General features: G+C 40.7%; 18 protein-coding genes and 1 pseudogene. 7 read left to right on the forward strand and 12 right to left on the reverse strand.

Annotated elements, in window-relative coordinates; translation table 11 throughout:
- Window positions 1-135 precede the first annotated feature (135 nt).
- A complete protein-coding gene (locus QT711_RS02390; protein WP_317941883.1) occupies window positions 136-372 on the reverse strand; it encodes a hypothetical protein in 237 nt (78 codons plus the stop codon).
- 123 nt (window positions 373-495) lie between these two features.
- On the opposite strand from QT711_RS02390, the gene QT711_RS02395 reads away from it, so the two are divergent.
- Both QT711_RS02395 and ypfJ read left to right on the forward strand, forming a co-directional pair.
- Window positions 496-930 (forward strand): YusW family protein, encoded by a 435-nt coding sequence (locus tag QT711_RS02395; RefSeq protein ID WP_317941884.1) that lies wholly within the window; start codon window positions 496-498, stop codon window positions 928-930.
- A 121-nt stretch (window positions 931-1,051) separates the two neighbouring features.
- Window positions 1,052-1,887: pseudogene (gene ypfJ / locus QT711_RS02400) on the forward strand (KPN_02809 family neutral zinc metallopeptidase).
- A 35-nt stretch (window positions 1,888-1,922) separates the two neighbouring features.
- Here the strand turns inward: ypfJ and QT711_RS02405 are convergent.
- The 11 genes from QT711_RS02405 to QT711_RS02455 all read right to left on the reverse strand — a co-directional run bounded on the left by QT711_RS02405 (window position 1,923) and on the right by QT711_RS02455 (window position 12,901).
- Entirely contained in the window at window positions 1,923-2,828 is a 906-nt protein-coding gene (locus tag QT711_RS02405; protein ID WP_317941885.1) for a methyl-accepting chemotaxis protein, read from the reverse strand.
- Between the two features lie 183 nt (window positions 2,829-3,011).
- Window positions 3,012-3,800, reverse strand: coding sequence for an aspartate dehydrogenase (nadX, locus tag QT711_RS02410; protein ID WP_317941886.1), 789 nt, complete (start codon window positions 3,798-3,800; stop codon window positions 3,012-3,014).
- Window positions 3,801-3,836: 36 nt separating this feature from the next.
- Window positions 3,837-4,859, reverse strand: a complete 1,023-nt coding sequence (locus tag QT711_RS02415) for a GTPase (protein WP_317941887.1) — start codon at window positions 4,857-4,859, stop codon at window positions 3,837-3,839.
- A 240-nt stretch (window positions 4,860-5,099) separates the two neighbouring features.
- Window positions 5,100-5,609 (reverse strand): DinB family protein, encoded by a 510-nt coding sequence (locus tag QT711_RS02420; RefSeq protein WP_317941959.1) that lies wholly within the window; start codon window positions 5,607-5,609, stop codon window positions 5,100-5,102.
- Window positions 5,610-5,624: 15 nt separating this feature from the next.
- The gene (locus QT711_RS02425) at window positions 5,625-6,557 is read right to left on the reverse strand and encodes an aminoglycoside phosphotransferase family protein (RefSeq protein WP_317941888.1); all 933 of its coding nucleotides are present in this window, start codon (window positions 6,555-6,557) and stop codon (window positions 5,625-5,627) included.
- On the reverse strand, window positions 6,554-7,048 hold the full coding sequence (locus QT711_RS02430) for a GNAT family N-acetyltransferase (RefSeq protein ID WP_317941889.1): 495 nt from the start codon (window positions 7,046-7,048) through the stop codon (window positions 6,554-6,556). Before QT711_RS02430 ends, QT711_RS02425 begins: the two co-directional genes overlap by 4 nt.
- Before the next feature lie 11 nt (window positions 7,049-7,059).
- Complete coding sequence (locus QT711_RS02435) at window positions 7,060-7,566, reverse strand: GNAT family N-acetyltransferase (RefSeq protein WP_317941890.1); 507 nt, start codon at window positions 7,564-7,566, stop codon at window positions 7,060-7,062.
- A gap of 169 nt (window positions 7,567-7,735) precedes the next feature.
- The gene (locus QT711_RS02440) at window positions 7,736-9,142 is read right to left on the reverse strand and encodes a SpoVR family protein (RefSeq protein WP_317941891.1); all 1,407 of its coding nucleotides are present in this window, start codon (window positions 9,140-9,142) and stop codon (window positions 7,736-7,738) included.
- Window positions 9,139-10,296 (reverse strand): sporulation protein YhbH, encoded by a 1,158-nt coding sequence (gene yhbH / locus QT711_RS02445; RefSeq protein WP_317941892.1) that lies wholly within the window; start codon window positions 10,294-10,296, stop codon window positions 9,139-9,141. Before yhbH ends, QT711_RS02440 begins: the two co-directional genes overlap by 4 nt.
- Window positions 10,297-10,374: 78 nt before the next feature.
- On the reverse strand, window positions 10,375-12,270 hold the full coding sequence (locus QT711_RS02450) for a PrkA family serine protein kinase (RefSeq protein ID WP_317941893.1): 1,896 nt from the start codon (window positions 12,268-12,270) through the stop codon (window positions 10,375-10,377).
- A gap of 205 nt (window positions 12,271-12,475) precedes the next feature.
- Window positions 12,476-12,901, reverse strand: a complete 426-nt coding sequence (locus tag QT711_RS02455; RefSeq protein ID WP_317941894.1) for a DUF1801 domain-containing protein — start codon at window positions 12,899-12,901, stop codon at window positions 12,476-12,478.
- A gap of 403 nt (window positions 12,902-13,304) precedes the next feature.
- Between QT711_RS02455 and speD the strand changes: the two genes are divergently transcribed.
- The 5 genes from speD to QT711_RS02480 are packed head-to-tail and all read left to right on the forward strand — an operon-like array spanning window position 13,305 to window position 18,503.
- Window positions 13,305-14,117 (forward strand): adenosylmethionine decarboxylase, encoded by an 813-nt coding sequence (gene speD / locus QT711_RS02460; protein WP_317941895.1) that lies wholly within the window; start codon window positions 13,305-13,307, stop codon window positions 14,115-14,117.
- A 12-nt stretch (window positions 14,118-14,129) separates the two neighbouring features.
- Window positions 14,130-15,590 (forward strand): aminotransferase class I/II-fold pyridoxal phosphate-dependent enzyme, encoded by a 1,461-nt coding sequence (locus QT711_RS02465; RefSeq protein WP_317941896.1) that lies wholly within the window; start codon window positions 14,130-14,132, stop codon window positions 15,588-15,590.
- Window positions 15,587-16,438, forward strand: a complete 852-nt coding sequence (gene speE / locus QT711_RS02470; protein WP_317941897.1) for a polyamine aminopropyltransferase — start codon at window positions 15,587-15,589, stop codon at window positions 16,436-16,438. Before QT711_RS02465 ends, speE begins: the two co-directional genes overlap by 4 nt.
- Complete coding sequence (gene speB, locus QT711_RS02475; RefSeq protein WP_317941898.1) at window positions 16,428-17,285, forward strand: agmatinase; 858 nt, start codon at window positions 16,428-16,430, stop codon at window positions 17,283-17,285. The genes speE and speB overlap by 11 nt, the downstream gene beginning before the upstream one ends.
- A gap of 18 nt (window positions 17,286-17,303) precedes the next feature.
- Window positions 17,304-18,503 carry a saccharopine dehydrogenase family protein gene (locus QT711_RS02480; protein ID WP_317941899.1) on the forward strand — a complete coding sequence of 400 codons (1,200 nt, stop codon included), beginning with the start codon at window positions 17,304-17,306 and terminating at the stop codon, window positions 18,501-18,503.
- Window positions 18,504-18,508: the final 5 nt, after the last annotated feature.

Raw genomic sequence — 18,508 nt, forward strand, 5'->3', positions numbered from 1 at the left:
CTTTACTTTCCTAGTTAGTTCGTCACAAATAATTCAAAAGTGGGTAGCTGTGACACCTGTCTGATTTCTATAAAGAATTCTATTCTTCTTGCAATATTAAACAGTACGAAATGAAGTAATACATTCTAGTATGTATTATTGTCCAAGCATCAAACCGAATGTAATTGCGAAGAAGAAAATGACAGCATAAATCACAAAAATAAATGCAAATACACAACCCATAACGATCAAATAGGCTTTCGCAAAAGTATTTCGTCGTTCTTGTTTATCCGTCGCCCAAATAATGAGCATGATAATATTAACAATCGGCAAAGTGATTAATATGATTGTTATAATCCACTCTTTTAGCGATATCGTTTGGTTCGTTTCCATACATGACTCCCCTTTCTTGTCTATTCTACGAACATGTTGCACAGAAGTTTCATGTTAAATGACTAACAGTATATCTTCGCAGATTAGCGGTTATGTTAAGTATATAGGAAGGAATGAAAGGGCGTGACATGGACAATGAAGAAAATTGGATTCTTTATAATTACTGTGCTTTCATCAATGTTGTTTGCTTGCAGCAATCAAAATCTTGTTTCTGACAAAGAAGCGAAAGAAATTGTGGATACATATGACATTACAGCTTTTTCAGTCGTTATTGATACGAATGAACAAAGTGAAGTGCTTTCCGCCAGTTTCACAGAGAAGAAAGACCGATCTGAAGCAGAGTATTCCCATAAGAAAGACGAAGTACATCTACATGGTAAAAAAGCGTTGGACAAAATAAACGATGCACTTGAGAAAATGAAGCCTACTCCAGAGACAGAGGAAACTGAATTGATTAAGCAAGTTGCCGAAGCATTCGAGTTCTCTGATTACAAAATGATAAAAATTGAAATCACTTTTAAAGGACATGACAGCAAAGAAATCATGTTTTCAAAATGACATGGATATTGATTGCTTAACAGCATTCAATATCTTTTTTTCATAACGCTTCGATTCACTTAAAAGTGGGTAAAACAAAGCAAATTGCTAATGGATTAATGGTTGGTGAGGAGGGTGTTTAATGGAATGGAAAGGCAGAAGAAAAAGTCAAAATGTGGAGGACCGAAGAGGGATGGGTGGAAAAACGCTCGTCGGTGGAGGCATTGGCGGAATTGTCCTTGTTCTCGTTGTCATGTTCCTCGGAGGTGATCCTGGAGAACTTCTTGGCAACTTATCTGGCGAACCTTCAAATACAGCTTATGTAGAAACAGAGCAAGATAAAGAGTTAGCTGATTTCGTCTCAGTCGTATTAGCAGATACCGAAGAGGTGTGGACGCGCGTATTTCAAGAGGAAGGACTCGAGTATCGTGAACCAACGCTCGTTTTATTCACTGGAAGTGTGCAATCTGCTTGTGGGCTAGCCGGTTCAGCAGTCGGACCTTTTTATTGTCCTGCAGACGAGCAATTATATATTGACTTAAGTTTCTTTAATGAACTGCAATCAAAATTTGATGCTCCAGGGGATTTCGCGATGGCCTATGTCGTGGCCCATGAAGTCGGGCACCATGTACAAAAACTAGTAGGAACTAGCGATAAAATGGCGAGTATACGAGCGCAAGTAAGCGAGGAGGAATATAATGAGTACTCCGTTCGACTAGAACTACAAGCTGACTATTTACAGGTGTGTGGGCACATCACGCAAACAGTATGGGGGTTGTGGAAGAAGGCGATTTGGAAGAAGCGCTCAACGCTGCGAGTGCCGTTGGAGACGATACAATTCAACAACGAACTCAAGGTTATAGTGTTCCTGAAAGTTTTACACACGGCACAGCGGAACAACGGAAGAAATGGTTTTATCGAGGGTTTACGTCAGGCAAGCTCAACGAAGGGGATACATTTCGTACACCCGATCTATAAAAAATCGACCGAGACATCTCGCTCGGTCGATTTTTTTATATAATGTCGGATACTCTTTTAGACTGATCATCCAAAGCAGAAGCCGATGATGAGATGACAAGGAAATCTTCCATAGCGACTTCAATTCGTTCTTGGCAACGTTGAATATGTTGCTCTGCTACCGCTGTACCCTTTGATATGTTTTGAATTTCACTCGTTATGGATTCAACACCTTCTCGTACTTCGACAATTGACTGTTCCACGTTAGCCGACAACTTCCTCACTTCTTTTGCAACTACGTCAAATCCCCTACCATGTTCCCCCGCTCGCGCTGCTTCAATTGCTGCGTTCAATGCAAGCAAATTCGTCTGTGCAGCAATGGCTCGGATTGTTTTTACAATGTCTTGAATACCCTCTGCATGTGTTTCCAGTTTTCCTAATGTTAATGTGTTTTCAGCAGAAGCCACTGCAATTGCCTCAATAATCTGCAGTACTTCTTCACTTCTCTCAATGCCGACAGCAGCACGATTGGTCAATTCTTCGGACATATTTCGAAGATCCTCTACTAAGTTTGTAATAGACGTCTGACGTTTTGTGATATTTGTCGCAACCTTTGATATACCAATGACTTTCCTAAATTTTGTACTGTAAATCGGCATATACGTCGCTTCTAACCAAACTTTTTGACCAAATTTGTCCTTCCGCTCAATCTTCCCTTGCTGACGCACCCCTCTAGTTAAGTCACGCCAAAAATTTTCATACGCTACACTCGTTACATACGCCGGAAAGCAAAAGTCCTGATGTGGCATCCCAATCATTTCTTCACTTGAATACCCCATCGCATGTGAAAAATTATCATTGACATATGCGACTTTTCGATCCAAGTCAAAACGAATGATTGCCAAATTCTCTTCAATGGCTTTCACAACATGGTCATCTGTCACCCGTTCAATAAAATGCATCCATTTTCCCCACCTTAATTCCTATTTCTAAATAAAAGACGTTAAATTCGTTCGAAATATAGTAATTTCGTAACGGTTATCTTCCTTCATTTAACCATAGCGGTTTGTAAATAGGAATAGTTTGGAATAACTTTTTATTGGGTTATGTGGATACAGTTGAGTTTTGACATGGAATAGACAAATTCAACCGATTTTGATTGGCTCATGCACATTTTTCAGCGTAGCTAAAATGCTTAAACCCGTTACATAACTAGTTTTTGGATTTTCGGGTGAAGGATTGTTCATAATTGTTCCTTCATAGTCTCCAAAAGATCCTGATGCATGAATATGGTGCACGTTCTTCTTGCTATAAGGATCTGCAATGATCGTGACGTTCGTCTTTTCAATGCCTAGCCCCGCTAGTGACAATGCAATAGCGACATTGGCGTTTTTCGGAAACTTATGGATTGCCTCCTTGGCAGAGCCTTGGAAAATTACTTGTTCCTCCTCTAATTGGACGGATGTAAGAGAATGTGCAGGCTTCCTCGTCGTTAACGTCACATGATCGAGTGCACCGGCGAAGTTTGCAGCTTTTATGATATCTAGCCCACCTATTGCGCCTGAAGGTAAATAAATTTGGTGGCCCTTTTCTAACGCAATCTTTTCCATTCGTTCTTTTAGCACTACATCAGAAAACGCACCAATACTAATGAGTAGAAGGCTTTTTCGCTTCAAGATGGCTTCCCCATATTTACGAACAACGTCTATATTGGCACATTCAACAACCAAATCGATCGTTGAATCGAGAAATGCATCCATCGAATCAAACGGTACACATTCATAATCATGAGCAATGCGCGCCAAGTCAATGTGTGCGTGTTCTCTCTCATCAATAATTGCCGTTATGCGACAACCTGGAATGAGTTGGTCGACATTGATTTTTTCCAGCAGAAAAGTACCGAGTGCACCTTTACCAATTAATCCGATATTCATCGTAGTCACCCTTTCAGGGAAAAGAACATTTACGTCCTACTTCTCTTTCCGTGATTTTGTTTGAGACGAAGCTTTTTTCAGAAACATATTGTAAATAGGTTTTAAAGCTTTCGGTGTTAAGTCGATATCGTTTTCGTGTGCATATTTAACTGCTTGTCCAAGTGCAATTGTCATCGCACCCGCCACACTTGCTCCTGCTACCATACCAGCCCCTGGTACAATTTTGATAACTTGCCTGAAAACCGTCTTCCCGATATTTCCTACAATGGTTGCAATTATTAACTCTTTCGCATTGTCTTTTGAGATCGGTTTCCCATACAATGTCGAAAGTTTTAACATGAGACTCACTTGCAGGGCGGTGAGCGGAACGAAATCAGAACCTGGAATTGGAACCGCTCCAATTGTAGCAGCTGATGCACCTGCCCCGAGTATCCAGCGGTTGGCAATTGTTGATTTATCGGCCATGTTTGCGGCCATTAAAATGTCTTTTTTTTTGGATTCCAATAAAGTAAGGACTTCTTTTTGCAACAGGTGGATATTTTCACCGGTCCGCGATGAAATAGGTGTGACGGGATATTCATAACCGGTATGGTCTTGTACATATTTCACAAGCACAGGAATGTCGTCTGCTGCGTCAATTTTATTCAGCACAAGGATGAGGTCTTTATTCACTTTAGCAATTTTCTTCAATGAAAGAAGTTCTGCTTCAGATAACACTGTACCTGCTGCATTTAAGAAAAACAGGATGACATCCGCCTGCTTGTAAAATTTCAACGTTTCGGCTGAATGCTCGCTATAAATATCATCTAGTCCAGGCGTATCAACAAAAATGATTTTGTCTTTGTAAACGAATTTCTTAATTTCTTGCGTCTCTCCAGGTTTTGCACCAACTTGCGCAACTTCTGACGCCATTAACCGGTTAATCGTAGACGATTTCCCCGCATTCACATCCCCGATCATGGCAATCAATATTTCACTCTCTAACTGCTCATTAATTTCCGTTGATTTCTCATCAAAGATTTTGTCGAATTCTTCATCTGACATCCATTCTTGTTTCATCGTATGCACCTCTGTTCTGTTTAGCTTCTATATTATTGTACGAATTTCCTATGGGATAAGATTCATTTTGTACTGCTCTACCCTTTTTATTGTACTTGTAACAGGAGCTTGTTGGAAGTTCGACGAGTGGGGGAGAAGTTGTATTTAGTAACATCTCCCAAGAAAAAAACCATACCAATTATACCGGTACGGCTGCGTTGTCGTATGTATTCACGACGGTTGAATGCTTTAGACAATCATTTACTTCTTCATCATTTTCTTAATCAACCTAATTTGACCACGGTGACTCAGTTCATCTTCGAATACATGGAACCATTTGAAATAGTTGTTCGTCGGGTGTCCTCCGAAAAATGGTTTCTGTTCGAATAACCAACTATCCGGTAAAGACTTAAAGGTTTCGATCGTCTTTTTTCTCACTTCCGCGAGTTCATTTACATAGACTTTGATGGATTGTCCGTTTATTTCCTCCCTTGCACGTTCGCCTAATTGCAATCCCGGGTTCAGAAGCGCTACGTCTTCTTCTGTGATTTCGCGTTTTTCAAAAGTGTCTATTTGGTAAAACTTCTCTACAGATGCCATATGCACAAGAAGCATGCCAATTGAATTTGCATCATCAGCATATAAATAATCAAGTTCCTCAATCGACAGATTTTGCACTTCATCGAGTGTTGTCTTTCTCGTATACTCCATCATCGCAACCAACTTACTGAATTCCGCACTTAATCCTTCTTTTTGATCAATGATATACATTGTATCTTGACTCATTCAGCATTCCTCCTGCTCTTCTAGTAGTAATTTTTCGATCCATTGTGCACATTGGTACATTTCCTTCCAGTACCAATCCTTTGACTCTATCGACCAGCACGCTTTTAAAATTGACATGGCATATGCCGCTTTCAACAGTCTACTACGATGCAACACCAAATTTTCACATATGCGATCTATTCTTTTATTCAAAACAGAACGAGGGTCTTCATTCTTAAATAGATGATTAACCAAAAAGGGAACTATGTCAAAAACCGGGTCGCCACCTACTCCTTTTGGGTCAATCGCAATCCAGCCTTTCTGCTCTGAAAACAAAATATTACTATGATGCAAGTCTCCATGAAGCAATTGGATATCATGAGCATTCATTGATAATTCCTGCATATAGTTATCGGCTTTCTGCACGACTTCCACTGGTATGGGTTGATCAGAACTATTTAAGGAACAATAAGCAGTAAAAGTAGTTGCCCAGTCCGTTACGAATGGGAAGCTTGGACGTTCAGGTAGTGGTCTTCGAATCTTTTTCCATACTTCACAAAAAAGGTAAATTGCTTTATCTTCATCACGTTCCGTACTTAGCATTGTTCCAGGCTGTAATCTTTCAAGTAACATGGCTCCGTTTAACACATCAGCGTGTAGTAATTTAACACAACCAACACTGTCGTATATTTGTAGAGCTTGCAGTTCATTTTCAAATTCTTCACCCGGCAAACTCATTTTAAGTACGCATGCTTCTTGATCAGAATTCTCAACAAAAAGTACATAGTTATACGAAAGATCTGGTACAGGAGCAACTACTGTTAAATTCCATTCATGTGCAACATGCTGCACCCTTAACTCTAATGTCGCTAGCCACTCACGACCTTCAACACCAAAACAGTTAACAATTTTTTCTCGAAATGAACATGGGAGGTGTATGGATGTTTTACTCATAGTATTTTCGCCATATAGTATTCATCGATATATTGACCATTCACGTAGAGCGAATCTTTCTTAACACCTTCTCTAACAAAGCCGCTCTTCTCGTACAAAGCTATGGCAGCTTGATTTGTTTTTAGTACCGTCAATTCAAGCCGATGTAGATGGTTGTTGCGAGCCCATTCGTCAAGAGCACTGAATAACGCTTTACCTATCCCTTGTCCGCGATAATCGCTAGAGATTCCGATTACCAGATAAGCAGAATGATGGGTTCTGATTGCCCCTCCACGATTCACCATTAAATAGCCCACCAAATCCTCACCAGTCTCTGCTACTACTATTGTAGATCCACTTTCTTGTAATGAAGCAATACGTTTAGTGAATTGCTCCACAGAAATGCTCCGTTCGCCTGCCTCAAACATCATATTTTCCGAACTATTTTCCACATGTTTAATCAATTCTACAATCCTCTCAGCATCTATCGGTTGTGCGTGTCTAATCTTCATTGATGCACCTCCTATTTGTTTACAAACTTCTCCAAATCCCATACATAAGCAATTTCCTTAAACGTTTCGCCACCGATTTCAATCATTGTTTCTCCAACTCGTTGGCCACCTACTGCTTCGTAGAACTTCTTAGCGGGATTCAAATCGAGAACCCAAACGAGCATTTTTGTGGAACCCTGTTTTTTCAGGTCCATAGCAACTACTTGCATTAATTGCTTACCAATTCCTTTTCCTTGCACTTTTTGCAACAGATAAATGGCAAAAAGCTCACAATCAGCTGAATAGTTGCCAGTCCGTTCTTTACCTCCTGTAGCAAAACCGACAATCTCTCCGTCCTCAACTGCTACATACAAACTATTATTTCCAATACCTCGTCGCCAATTTTCCGTTCGTTGTTCAACGGATAACTGATCCAAATATTCATCTGACACAATACCTTTGTAGGTCGTTCGCCAACTGTCCACATGGACGCGAGCAATCCCTTCTTCATCCCCTATTACCGCTTCTCGAATTTCCACCCAATCTCCTCAATTCTTTAAGTGATTTACCTATTACTTTACATCATTATCTGAAATAATTAAACATTATCAATATCTCCACTTAAAGAATCCATCCTCCGGCTACTCTACCATCAAAAAAACCGCTCCATTCTCGAATGAATCGATGAATGAAACGGCTTCTAGCAATCTAGGCAAATCTTCGATGAACTTTCTTTCCATCATATGAAAAAACGACAAGTTTAGAATCCACATACGTTTCCAAATGCACAATCCGCCCCCATAACTGGTGAATATACGGAAGTACATTTTCTAAATACGGTACGTCCAACTCAGTCTCTTCAAATTTATGCACGAGGTATAGTTCCCCATTACGAATGTAGTCTCCATCCTCAACGACGATGTATGGAAAACCGCCATTTACACGCTGCGCAATGAGTCGATCTTGCACAATTTGATAGTCTTTATCGGAGATTTTATATTGACTTCCTTTTTTCTCAAATACATACATATCTTCACTTTGAATGATTTCTTTCGTTAAATAATTGCGGACAAACGAAATGTCGGAATCCATTTCCCGCACTTCAAACATTTTCTCTCTCCCTGTTCCAGGACGCACACCTAATTGCATCATTTCTTCTGTCGGCTCGTTGTAGCGGCGTTCAATGTCCTCAAAAATTTTCAAGCCTAAATAATAGGGATTAATAGACGTTTTGGATGGCTGAATCACATTTGCATTCAACGTGGCAAATTCAATTGTTTCGTCAGCTGTCAAATCCATCTCGCGTAATATACGCTGATGCCAAAACGTCGCCCATCCTTCATTCATAATCTTCGTTTCCATTTGTGGCCAGAAATACAACATTTCCTCACGAATCATCGTTAAAATGTCCCGCTGCCACTCCTCCAATTCACGACTATGCTCTAACAAGAAGAGGAGCAAATCTTTTTCGGGTTGAGCAGGGATTTTTTTTCTTTTCACTTCATTAGATGGTGAATTCAATTTTTTGTAATCCAATTCCCATAAGTCGTCGTACGCAGTTTTTCGTGAAACTGGCGCTAATTCTTCTTGCTCGACTTCTTTATTACCATCACGCCACCTAACGAGCGATGGATCGATATGCTCCTGAATAGCGAGGACGGCATCCAAAAATTGTTCAACTTCATCTTTGCCATACTTCATTTCATAATGGGCTATCCGTTCAGCAGTGGCCGTCATACTTTCAACCATGTCCCGTCGTGTATTCGCAAAGCGCGCATTATTTTTGAAGAAATCGCAATGCGCGAGGACATGTGCAATGATTAATTTATTTTGAATAAGAGTATTACTTTCCAATAAAAATGCATAACATGGGTTGGAATTGATGACCAGTTCATAAATCTGGCTTAACCCTAAATCATATTGCAGCTTCATCTTATGAAATTGTTTTCCAAAACTCCAATGACTGAACCTTGTCGGCATTCCGTATGCACCAAACGTATAGATGATATCTGCGGGACAAATTTCATAACGCATCGGATAAAAATCCAATCCAAATCCTTTGGCGATTTCTGTAATTTCCTCCACGGCACGTTGAAGTTCTATATGTCCCTTCATCGAGATCCCTCCAGATCTTTATAGAAGAACTTCTTCAATGCGTGGTACACGTCTTTATGGTCCTTCAACACATAATGGCGGAACTTCGGGTCATCGATTTTGTTGTACGTATTCATCAATGTGGAGTATCGGCTATGGGCATTCACTTCACCATAGCCGAACATATTGCTTTGTTCCATTAATGCCTCCACGAGCGTTAAGCATTTTGCATTATCTGAAGACATATTTTCACCATCTGAAAAATGGAACGGGTAAATATTGTAACTCGATGGATTGTATTTTTTCTCAATTAAATCGAGTGCTTTTTCGTATGCAGTCGAGCAGATTGTTCCGCCACTCTCCCCTTTTGAAAAGAAGTCTGTTTCCGACACGACTTTTGCTAATGTGTGGTGCGCAATGAACTCAATGTCCACCTTTTCATATTTCGTCCGTAAAAATCTTGTCATCCAAAAATAGAAGCTTCTTGCAGCGTACTTTTCAAACGTTCCCATTGACGCACTCGTATCCATCATCATGAGCACAACCGCTTTCGATTGTGGTTTGACGATCGGGTCCCACGTTTTAAATCGTAAATCATCATTGTAAATCGGCAAGATATCGGCATGCCCTTCCATCGCATTTCGTTTGAACGCTGCGATGATCGTTCTTTTCTTATCAATATTGCCGATCAGCCCTTTTTTCCGTATATCGTTAAACGCGATATCTTCGTCAGTAATCTCGTATTGATCGCGCTGTTCCAAGTTCGGTAACTCCAACTCTTTGAATAAATGATCTTCTATTTCCGCAATGGAAACTTCTGCTTCGTAATAGTCACTGCCTGCCTGATCGCCAGCTTGCTTTCCTTTACCGGCATTTTGGCTCCCATCATTTGCAACAACATCCCCGACTTGACTCTTTCCGTTGCCTTGCCCTACATGCTTAGATTTGTCATGGTTATAACGAATTTTATATTCATCTAAAGAACGAATCGGTATTTTAATAACATCTTTTCCATCGGACATGACAATACTTTCTTCGCTGATCAAGTCGGGCAAATTATTTTGAATGGCCTTTTTCACTTTATCTAAGTGACGTTGTTGATCTTGGTAACCCTTACGGTGAAGCGACCAGTTCTCTTGGGAAACGACATAGGATTCGCCTTTTTCGTCATTCATTCCTTTTCACCTACCCCAGTCCACTCGTTTTTAGTAGTATATGCAACGACTGGCGTTTAATTGTAATATTCGGATAAATCATCTGTTAAGAAGACTACCTACGTATTTCAATAGTTCATTCGCAGAAATGGAATTGTAGCCATGCTCCTCGATAAGACGTGCAACGACCTCGTTTATCTTCTTCAAATGTGTTTCATCTGGCGTCGAAGAAGACGTCGTAATTTTAACCACATCTTTCAAATCGGAGAATAATTTCTTTTGAATTGCTTCACGTAGTCTCTCGTGCGATTGGTAGTCAAAACGTTTTCCTTTTCGTGCATATGCAGATATTCGAATCAGAATCTCTTCACGGAACGCTCTTTTCGCGTTTTCTGAAATGCCGATTTGTTCTTCGATGGAACGCATTAATTTCTCGTCTGGATTCATTTCCTCACCAGTGAGCGGGTCTTTCAACTTATGCTTGTTACAAAACGCTTCAACATTATCCAAATAATTGTCCATTAACGTTTTCGCGGACTCTTCGTATGAATAAACAAAAGCTTTTTGGACTTCCTTCTTAGCAATTTCGTCAAATTCTTTGCGAGCGATTGAAATGTAATTCAAGTATTCTTCTTTGTCCTCTTTCGATATAGACGCATGCTGATCGAGCCCCTCTTTTAATGCGCGCAATACGTCTAATGCATTAATGGCATCGACTTCTTTACGGATAATGGCAGAGGAAATCCGGTTAATGACGTACCGTGGATCAATGCCGTCCATGCCTTCATTCGGGAACTCCTTCTTCAATTCTTCCAAGTCGGCGGAATTGAACCCTTCTACATTTTCCCCATCGTACAACCGCATTTTCTTGACGATGTCGATGCCTTGCTTCTTAGAAATTTTCAACCTCGTCAAAACGGAGAAGATCGCTGCGACACGTAAAGCATGTGGCGCGATATGCACGTGATGCATATCACTTTCACGGATCATCTTTTCATAGATTTTCTCCTCTTGGCTCACTTTCAAGTTATATGGAATCGGCATAACGATGATCCGGGAATGCAACGCTTCATTCTTTTTATTGGAAATGAAAGCCCGGTATTCCGTTTCGTTCGTATGTGCAACAATTAATTCATCCGCACTGATTAACGCAAATCGTCCTGCTTTGAAATTCCCTTCTTGCGTCAACGATAATAAATGCCATAGAAATTTCTCATCTAGCTTAAGCATCTCCTGAAACTCCATCATTCCTCGATTTGCCTTGTTAAGTTCGCCATCAAACCGATAAGCACGAGGATCGGATTCCGACCCGTACTGGGCAATTGTTGAGAAATCAATACTTCCCGTTAAGTCGGCAATGTCTTGTGATTTCGGATCAGATGGTGTAAACGTTCCGATTCCAACCCTTTTGTCTTCCGAGAAAAACATTCTTTCAACAAGCACATCTTCAATACGGCCATCGTACTCCGTTTCCAACCGCATTGTATTCAGCGGCGATAAACTTCCTTCAATGCGGATGCCGAACTCCTCAAAGAAGTCATCTCGTAAGTGCTCAGGTATTAAATGCAATGGATCTTCATGCATCGGACAGCCTTTAATTGCATAAACTGCGCCTTCCTCTGTTTTCGAATATTGTTCCAGACCTCTCTTTAACAACGTAACAATGGTAGATTTACCACCACTCACCGGTCCCATTAGTAACAATATCCGTTTGCGGACATCAAGCCGCTTAGCCGCTGGATGGAAATATTCATTCACAAGACGTTCTACCGTGTCCTCGAGTCCAAAAATTTCATTTTCAAAAAAATGATAGATGGTATGCCCATTTTTCTTCGTTTCACCGTGACTTTTTATCATTTCATATACTCTTGAGTGCGCCGTTTGTGCAACTTCTTTACGTTCACGCAAAATGTCCAAATACTGTGCAAAGGTACCTTCCCATTTCAGCTTGTTCTCTTCATCTCTGAATCGTTCAACCTTCTGTAAAATGTCCATTCATGTCCCTCCAATGTGGAGCTTGGTTTCAATTAGTGTATGCAAGTACGCGCCGTAAAATGAAGCAAACAAAAGAAGCTGCTAAACGAAACGACTCGTTTAACAGCCTCAACTTGTTGACAGACACGTTCATCCATTGTTGCTCGACATATTTGAAATTTTACGCCCTACATAGATTGACAAATCTAATTTATAAACACAATCGTTAGTTACCGTCAGGATAGGTTCTCCGAAAAAAGTCGATCGATTGGTCTATCAATTGTTTCAAGACATCAACATCGATGTCAGCCACTTTATTAATATAGACACACGCTTTCCCTGATGTATGCTTCCCAAATTTCGCAAGTGTTTCTTCTCTTGCAGTGTCTCCAGGAGCAAAGTATAGGCTAATCTTTGCTTTTCTCGGAGAAAACCCGACTAACGGTGCATCTCCTTCGTGACCGGTTTTGTATACATAATGATACGATCCGAAACCGATAATACTCGGCCCCCACATTTTTGCCTCATAGCCCGTAGCTTCCGTAAAAATATCAAGGAGCTTATAGGCATCCTCACGTTTTTTCGGGTTATCCACAGCTTCAATAAATTCAATCACACTATTATCAGTTTCTTTCGTTTTTAGTTCGTACATTCGGTTTGCCCCTTTCATATTAACTGAATAATGCTATCACTTGAAATTCCATTGAAATTATTATAACGTTAATAGCTACAAATCCAAAACAACCCTAACTGTAAGCGCAATTTCGTGATAAATTTTTTAGTTCATGTAATCAGATTTTCACGGTCAAACTTTCTTCAATTTCAACGAAGAAAATGCATTGAATTTCCTATTTAATTAATCGGTTGTAAATTATCTTGACTCACCCTTTTTTTACTTTATAATTAGATTGATTTTATTACAATGGCAATGGTTGTCCCGTAAGATTGAGTGATGTGGAGATGCTTGAAGAGATGACAGTTTTACACATTTTACTCATCAGGAATTTTACGGTTCTTGCTAGCCTGATACCCGAATAGAAGGAGTGATAGTTGGGTTGGAAAATAAGCTGAAATTGTACGGCTTTAACAACCTCACAAAAACACTTAGCTTTAACATCTATGATGTAAGCTATGCAAAAAGTGAGCGGGAGCAAAAAGATTATATTGCCTATATCGATGAGCAGTACAATTCTGAACGGCTGACAAACATCTTATATGACGTCACAGAGATCATTGGCGCGCATGTATTGAATGTGAGTAAGCAAGATTACGATCCGCAAGGCGCTAGTGTCACAATCCTAATTACGGAAGAGACATTACCTGTCGCTTTAATAGACGAATCGTGTAATCGAGGGGCAATCGATATTTTAAAAACCCGGGATTCGGTTGTAAGTCATTTAGACAAAAGCCATGTCACCGTCCATACGTACCCTGAATACCATCCGGATAATTCTATCGCCACTTTTCGTGTAGATATCGAAGTATCCACATGCGGTGAAATCTCTCCGCTCAATGCACTTGATTATCTAATAGGAAGCTTCGATTCGGATATCATTACGACTGATTATCGGGTCCGTGGGTTTACACGCGATGACAGAGGGAAGAAGTTGTTTAGAGATCATAAAATGACATCGATCCAAGACTATATCGATAGCGAAACGTTACAGAAATACGATGCCATTGATGTCAATGTATATCAGTCCAATATTTTTCATACAAAACTGCTGATTAAAGACATTAATTTACAAAACTATCTTTTCAATACGGATGTTTATGAAATCCCTCCAAAAGAGCGGTTATATATCACAAACAACTTACGTAAAGAAATGATTGAAATATTCAGTGGTTCCAATATATATGAAGAGTGAGAGGAGCGTATCATGAACATTCTTTCACAACAAAGAGCCCCAATTATGGAGGCGCTTAACAAATATAAAAAAATGAGGGTCGTTCCATTTGACGTTCCTGGCCACAAACGTGGTAGAGGGAATGAGGAATTGACCGCTTTTTTAGGCGAAAACTGTATGTCTTTTGACGTCAATTCCATGAAACCATTGGATAACCTTATTCACCCTGTTTCTGTTATTCGAGAGGCTGAAGAACTTGCTGCCGACGCATTTGGTGCGAAGCATGCCTTTTTCATGGTGAATGGAACGACATCCGCAGTGCAAGCAATGGTGATGACGGCTTGTAAAGCGGGCGAAAAGATTATTATGCCAAGAAACGTACACCGGAGTGCCATTAATGCGTTAATCATTAGTGGCGCCATTCCGGTCTATGTGAATCCGGGTTCCAACAAAGAACTGGGCATTCCGCTTGGGATGGCGGTGGAAGACGTCAAACAAGCGATTAAAGAACATCCTGATGCGAAAGCGATTCTTATTAATAATCCGACATACTATGGAATTTGTTCCAATATGAAGGAAATTACTGCTCTCGCTCATCGTCACGGGATGCTTGTGCTTGTAGATGAAGCACATGGGACACATTTTTATTTTAGTGAGGAATTGCCTGCTTCAGCCATGTCTGTCGGTGCAGATATGGCTGCCGTTAGCATGCACAAATCAGGTGGCTCATTGACCCAAAGCTCCTTGCTGTTAATTAACAACGAAGTGAGTGAAGGGTATGTCCGACAAATTATCAACTTGACGCAAACAACGAGCGGTTCTTATTTACTCATGTCATCTCTTGATATTTCAAGAAAAAATCTCGCTTTACACGGTGAAGAAATTTTCAAGAAAGTGATGAACATGGCTCGTTATACGCGTGAAGAGATTAACAAAATTGGCGGCTACTATGCTTTTGCGGATGAGTTGAAAAATGGTGATACAATTTACGACTTTGACCTAACAAAGCTGTCTGTCCACTCGTTGGATATCGGACTCGCTGGTATCGAAGTGTATGATATTTTACGCGATGAATACGACATTCAGATCGAGTTCGGAGACATCGGCAACTTCCTTGCGTACATATCCGTTGGCGATCGTCATTTAGACTTGGAGCGCCTCGTCTCCGCACTCGCAGAGATTAAAAGGCGCTATAGCACCGACAAAAGTGGCTTATTCGATCATGAATACATTAAACCACAAGTCGTTTACACTCCTCAAAAAGCGTTCTATGCTCCAAAAGAAACATTGCCGATGGCGCAAAGTGTTGGCCGTATTTCAAGTGAATTCGTCATGGCGTATCCACCGGGCATTCCGATTCTTGCGCCTGGTGAACGAATTACAGGTGAAATTCTTGAGTATATCCAGTACTGCAAGGATAAAGGAAGTTTCATGACAGGGACGGAAGACCGGGAAATCGAGCATATCAATGTCGTAAAGGAGTCTGAGCAATGAAATTATGGTTTACTGAAAATCACTCGCCCAATGTGACATTTTCCATGAAAGTCGATGAACATTTGTACACTGGCAAAAGTGAGTTCCAAAAAATCGACATCTTGCAAACAGCAGAATTCGGACGGATTTTAACGTTAGATGGTCTTGTAATGGTAACCGAGAAAGACGAATTCATTTACCATGATATGATTACGCACGTTGCAATGGCGACGAACCCGTCCATTAAAAAAGTGCTCGTTATTGGTGCTGGAGATGGCGGAACAGTCCGCGAACTGACGAAGTATGCCACCATTGAACATATTGATATGGTTGAAATTGATAAAATGGTCGTGGATGTGTGTAAGGAATATTTGCCGCAAACAGCATCTAAGTTAGATGATCCACGTGTTCATTTACATTTTGAAGACGGATTGAAATTTATCCGTTCAAAAAATGATGAGTACGATTTAATCATTGTCGACTCCACTGATCCATTCGGACCGGGTGAAGGGCTATTCACGAAGGAGTTTTATGGCAATTGCTACAAAGCGCTTAATGAGGAAGGAATTTTAGTCAATCAACACGAAAGTCCGTTTTATGAAGAAGATGCGTTAGGCATGCAGCGTGCGCATCAGCGGATTATCGGTTTCTTTCCGATTTGCAAAGTGTACCAAGTCCATATTCCAACCTATCCATCCGGCCATTGGCTATTCGGATTTGCTTCTAAAAAGTTTGATCCGATAAAAGATCTGCAAGCGGATGATTGGAATAATCTTGGGTTGCAAACGAAGTATTACAACACGGACGTCCATGTCGGATCGTTTGCCTTACCTAATTACGTAAAGGAGCAATTGGAAGATGTTGAATAGAAATGTTGAAACATTCATTGGCTGTGACAATGAATATGATGAGTCTGGCATTGTGATATTTGGTGCTCCTTTCGATTCCACGACTTCTTTTCGTCCAGGTACCCGTTTCGCTAGCAAAGCGATGCGTGGAGAATCTTTCGGAATCGAAACGTATAGTCCCTACCAAGATAAAGACTTAGAAGATATGAACGTCTTTGACGGCGGGGATTTGGAGTTAAGCTTCGGAAACACCGAAAGAGCTTTAGGCCAAATCGAAGCGTTTACGAGCAAAATTGTGAAAGACGGCAAAATACCTTGCATGATTGGTGGAGAGCACTTAGTGACGCTTGGATCAGTTCGCGCTGTTGCTGAACAGTATCCAGATTTGCACATCGTACAATTCGATGCTCACGCCGATTTGCGGGACGAGTACCTTGATGAGAAACTTTCACACGCATCCGTCATCCATCGCGTATGGGATATTGTCGGAGATGATCGGATCTTCCAATTTGGAATCCGCTCCGGTGATCGTAGCGAGTTTGCGTGGGGCAAAGACCATGTATACACAAACAAGTTCAACTTTAATGGCTTAGAAGACATTGTTGAGAAGTTGAAAGGGAAACCTGTGTATTTAACAATCGACTTGGATGTGTTAGACCCTTCGGTTTTCCCAGGAACAGGTACACCAGAAGCTGGCGGTGTTTCGTTCATGGATTTATTGCAAGCGATCTTGACGGTCAGTGAATTGAATATCGTCGGTTGTGATGTGAATGAATTATCACCGGTCTACGACCAAAGTGGCGTTTCAACTGCCGTCGCTTGTAAAGTACTTCGTGAATTACTATTGGCAATTCATAAACAAAAATAATTATGGGTGGTGTTTTGATTGGGTAAAGCGTTAATTATTGGTGCAGGTGGAGTAGCAAGTGTAGTTGTTCATAAATGTTGTCAAGTTCCGGATGTGTTTGAAGAGATTTGTATCGCAAGCCGAACAAAATCGAAATGTGATGCGTTAAAAGAAAAGCTTGATGGTGGGCGTACGAAAATCCAAACGGCACAAGTGGATGCTGACAATGTGGACGAGCTCATCGAATTAATTAACGATTTCAAACCGGAAATCGTCATTAACGTTGCACTTCCCTATCAAGATTTAACAATCATGGATGCATGTCTTGCAACAGGTGTGCATTACTTAGATACAGCAAACTACGAACCGTTGGATACTGCGAAGTTTGAATATAAATGGCAATGGGCGTACAAAGAGAAGTTTGAGCAAGCTGGACTTACAGCACTATTAGGTAGCGGCTTTGATCCTGGTGTAACTGGTGTATTCTCTGCGTATGCACAGAAGCATTATTTTGACGAAATCCATATGATCGATATCGTAGATGCAAATGCAGGTGATCACGGGTATCCATTTGCAACAAACTTCAACCCGGAGATCAACATCCGTGAGATTACAGCGAACGGTCGTTATTGGGAAAACGGTGAGTTCATCGAAACACCGCCACTTTCTGAAAAACGTGTGTACGATCTTCCTGAAATCGGACCAAAAGATGTGTACCTTCTCTATCATGAAGAATTAGAATCATTAGCTGTTAACATTAAAGGGATTAAGAAAATCCGTTTCTGGATGACATTCTCCCAAAACTATTTGACACATTTGAAAGTGCTTGAAAATGTCGGAATGACATCGATTGAACCAATTGAATTCGAAGGACAACAGATTGTCCCATTGCAGTTTTTGAAGGCGATCCTTCCTGACCCGGCTTCTCTTGGACCACGCACAAAAGGAAAAACGAACATCGGCTGTATTTTCCAAGGCGTTAAAGACGGCGAAGAGAAAACGTATTATGTATACAATATTTGTGATCACCAAGAATGTTATCGCGAAGTCGGTTCCCAAGCGATTTCTTATACAACAGGTGTTCCAGCCATGATCGGTGCAATGCTCATTATGACGGGTGCATGGAAAAAACCAGGCGTGTTCAACGTTGAAGAGTTCGATCCAGATCCGTTCATGGATGCATTAAACAAATACGGACTTCCTTGGCAAGAAGATTTCAATCCTGAACTAATCGACTGATGGGA

Origin of the sequence: Sporosarcina saromensis, from assembly GCF_033253735.1 — a bacterium.
Classification (GTDB): domain Bacteria; phylum Bacillota; class Bacilli; order Bacillales_A; family Planococcaceae; genus Sporosarcina; species Sporosarcina saromensis.

Bases quoted from the DNA above. Each gene is read 5' to 3' on its own strand.
- QT711_RS02390 (WP_317941883.1), bottom strand. From the start codon at position 372: ATGGAAACGAACCAAACGATATCGCTAAAAGAGTGGATTATAACAATC.
- QT711_RS02405 (WP_317941885.1), bottom strand. From the start codon at position 2,828: ATGCATTTTATTGAACGGGTGACAGATGACCATGTTGTGAAAGCCATT.
- nadX (WP_317941886.1), bottom strand. From the start codon at position 3,800: ATGAATATCGGATTAATTGGTAAAGGTGCACTCGGTACTTTTCTGCTG.
- QT711_RS02415 (WP_317941887.1), bottom strand. From the start codon at position 4,859: ATGAAACAAGAATGGATGTCAGATGAAGAATTCGACAAAATCTTTGAT.
- QT711_RS02420 (WP_317941959.1), bottom strand. From the start codon at position 5,609: ATGTATATCATTGATCAAAAAGAAGGATTAAGTGCGGAATTCAGTAAG.
- QT711_RS02425 (WP_317941888.1), bottom strand. From the start codon at position 6,557: ATGAGTAAAACATCCATACACCTCCCATGTTCATTTCGAGAAAAAATT.
- QT711_RS02430 (WP_317941889.1), bottom strand. From the start codon at position 7,048: ATGAAGATTAGACACGCACAACCGATAGATGCTGAGAGGATTGTAGAA.
- QT711_RS02440 (WP_317941891.1), bottom strand. From the start codon at position 9,142: ATGAAGGGACATATAGAACTTCAACGTGCCGTGGAGGAAATTACAGAA.
- yhbH (WP_317941892.1), bottom strand. From the start codon at position 10,296: ATGAATGACGAAAAAGGCGAATCCTATGTCGTTTCCCAAGAGAACTGG.
- QT711_RS02450 (WP_317941893.1), bottom strand. From the start codon at position 12,270: ATGGACATTTTACAGAAGGTTGAACGATTCAGAGATGAAGAGAACAAG.
- QT711_RS02455 (WP_317941894.1), bottom strand. From the start codon at position 12,901: ATGTACGAACTAAAAACGAAAGAAACTGATAATAGTGTGATTGAATTT.
- QT711_RS02465 (WP_317941896.1), top strand. From the start codon at position 14,130: ATGAACATTCTTTCACAACAAAGAGCCCCAATTATGGAGGCGCTTAAC.
- speE (WP_317941897.1), top strand. From the start codon at position 15,587: ATGAAATTATGGTTTACTGAAAATCACTCGCCCAATGTGACATTTTCC.
- speB (WP_317941898.1), top strand. From the start codon at position 16,428: ATGTTGAATAGAAATGTTGAAACATTCATTGGCTGTGACAATGAATAT.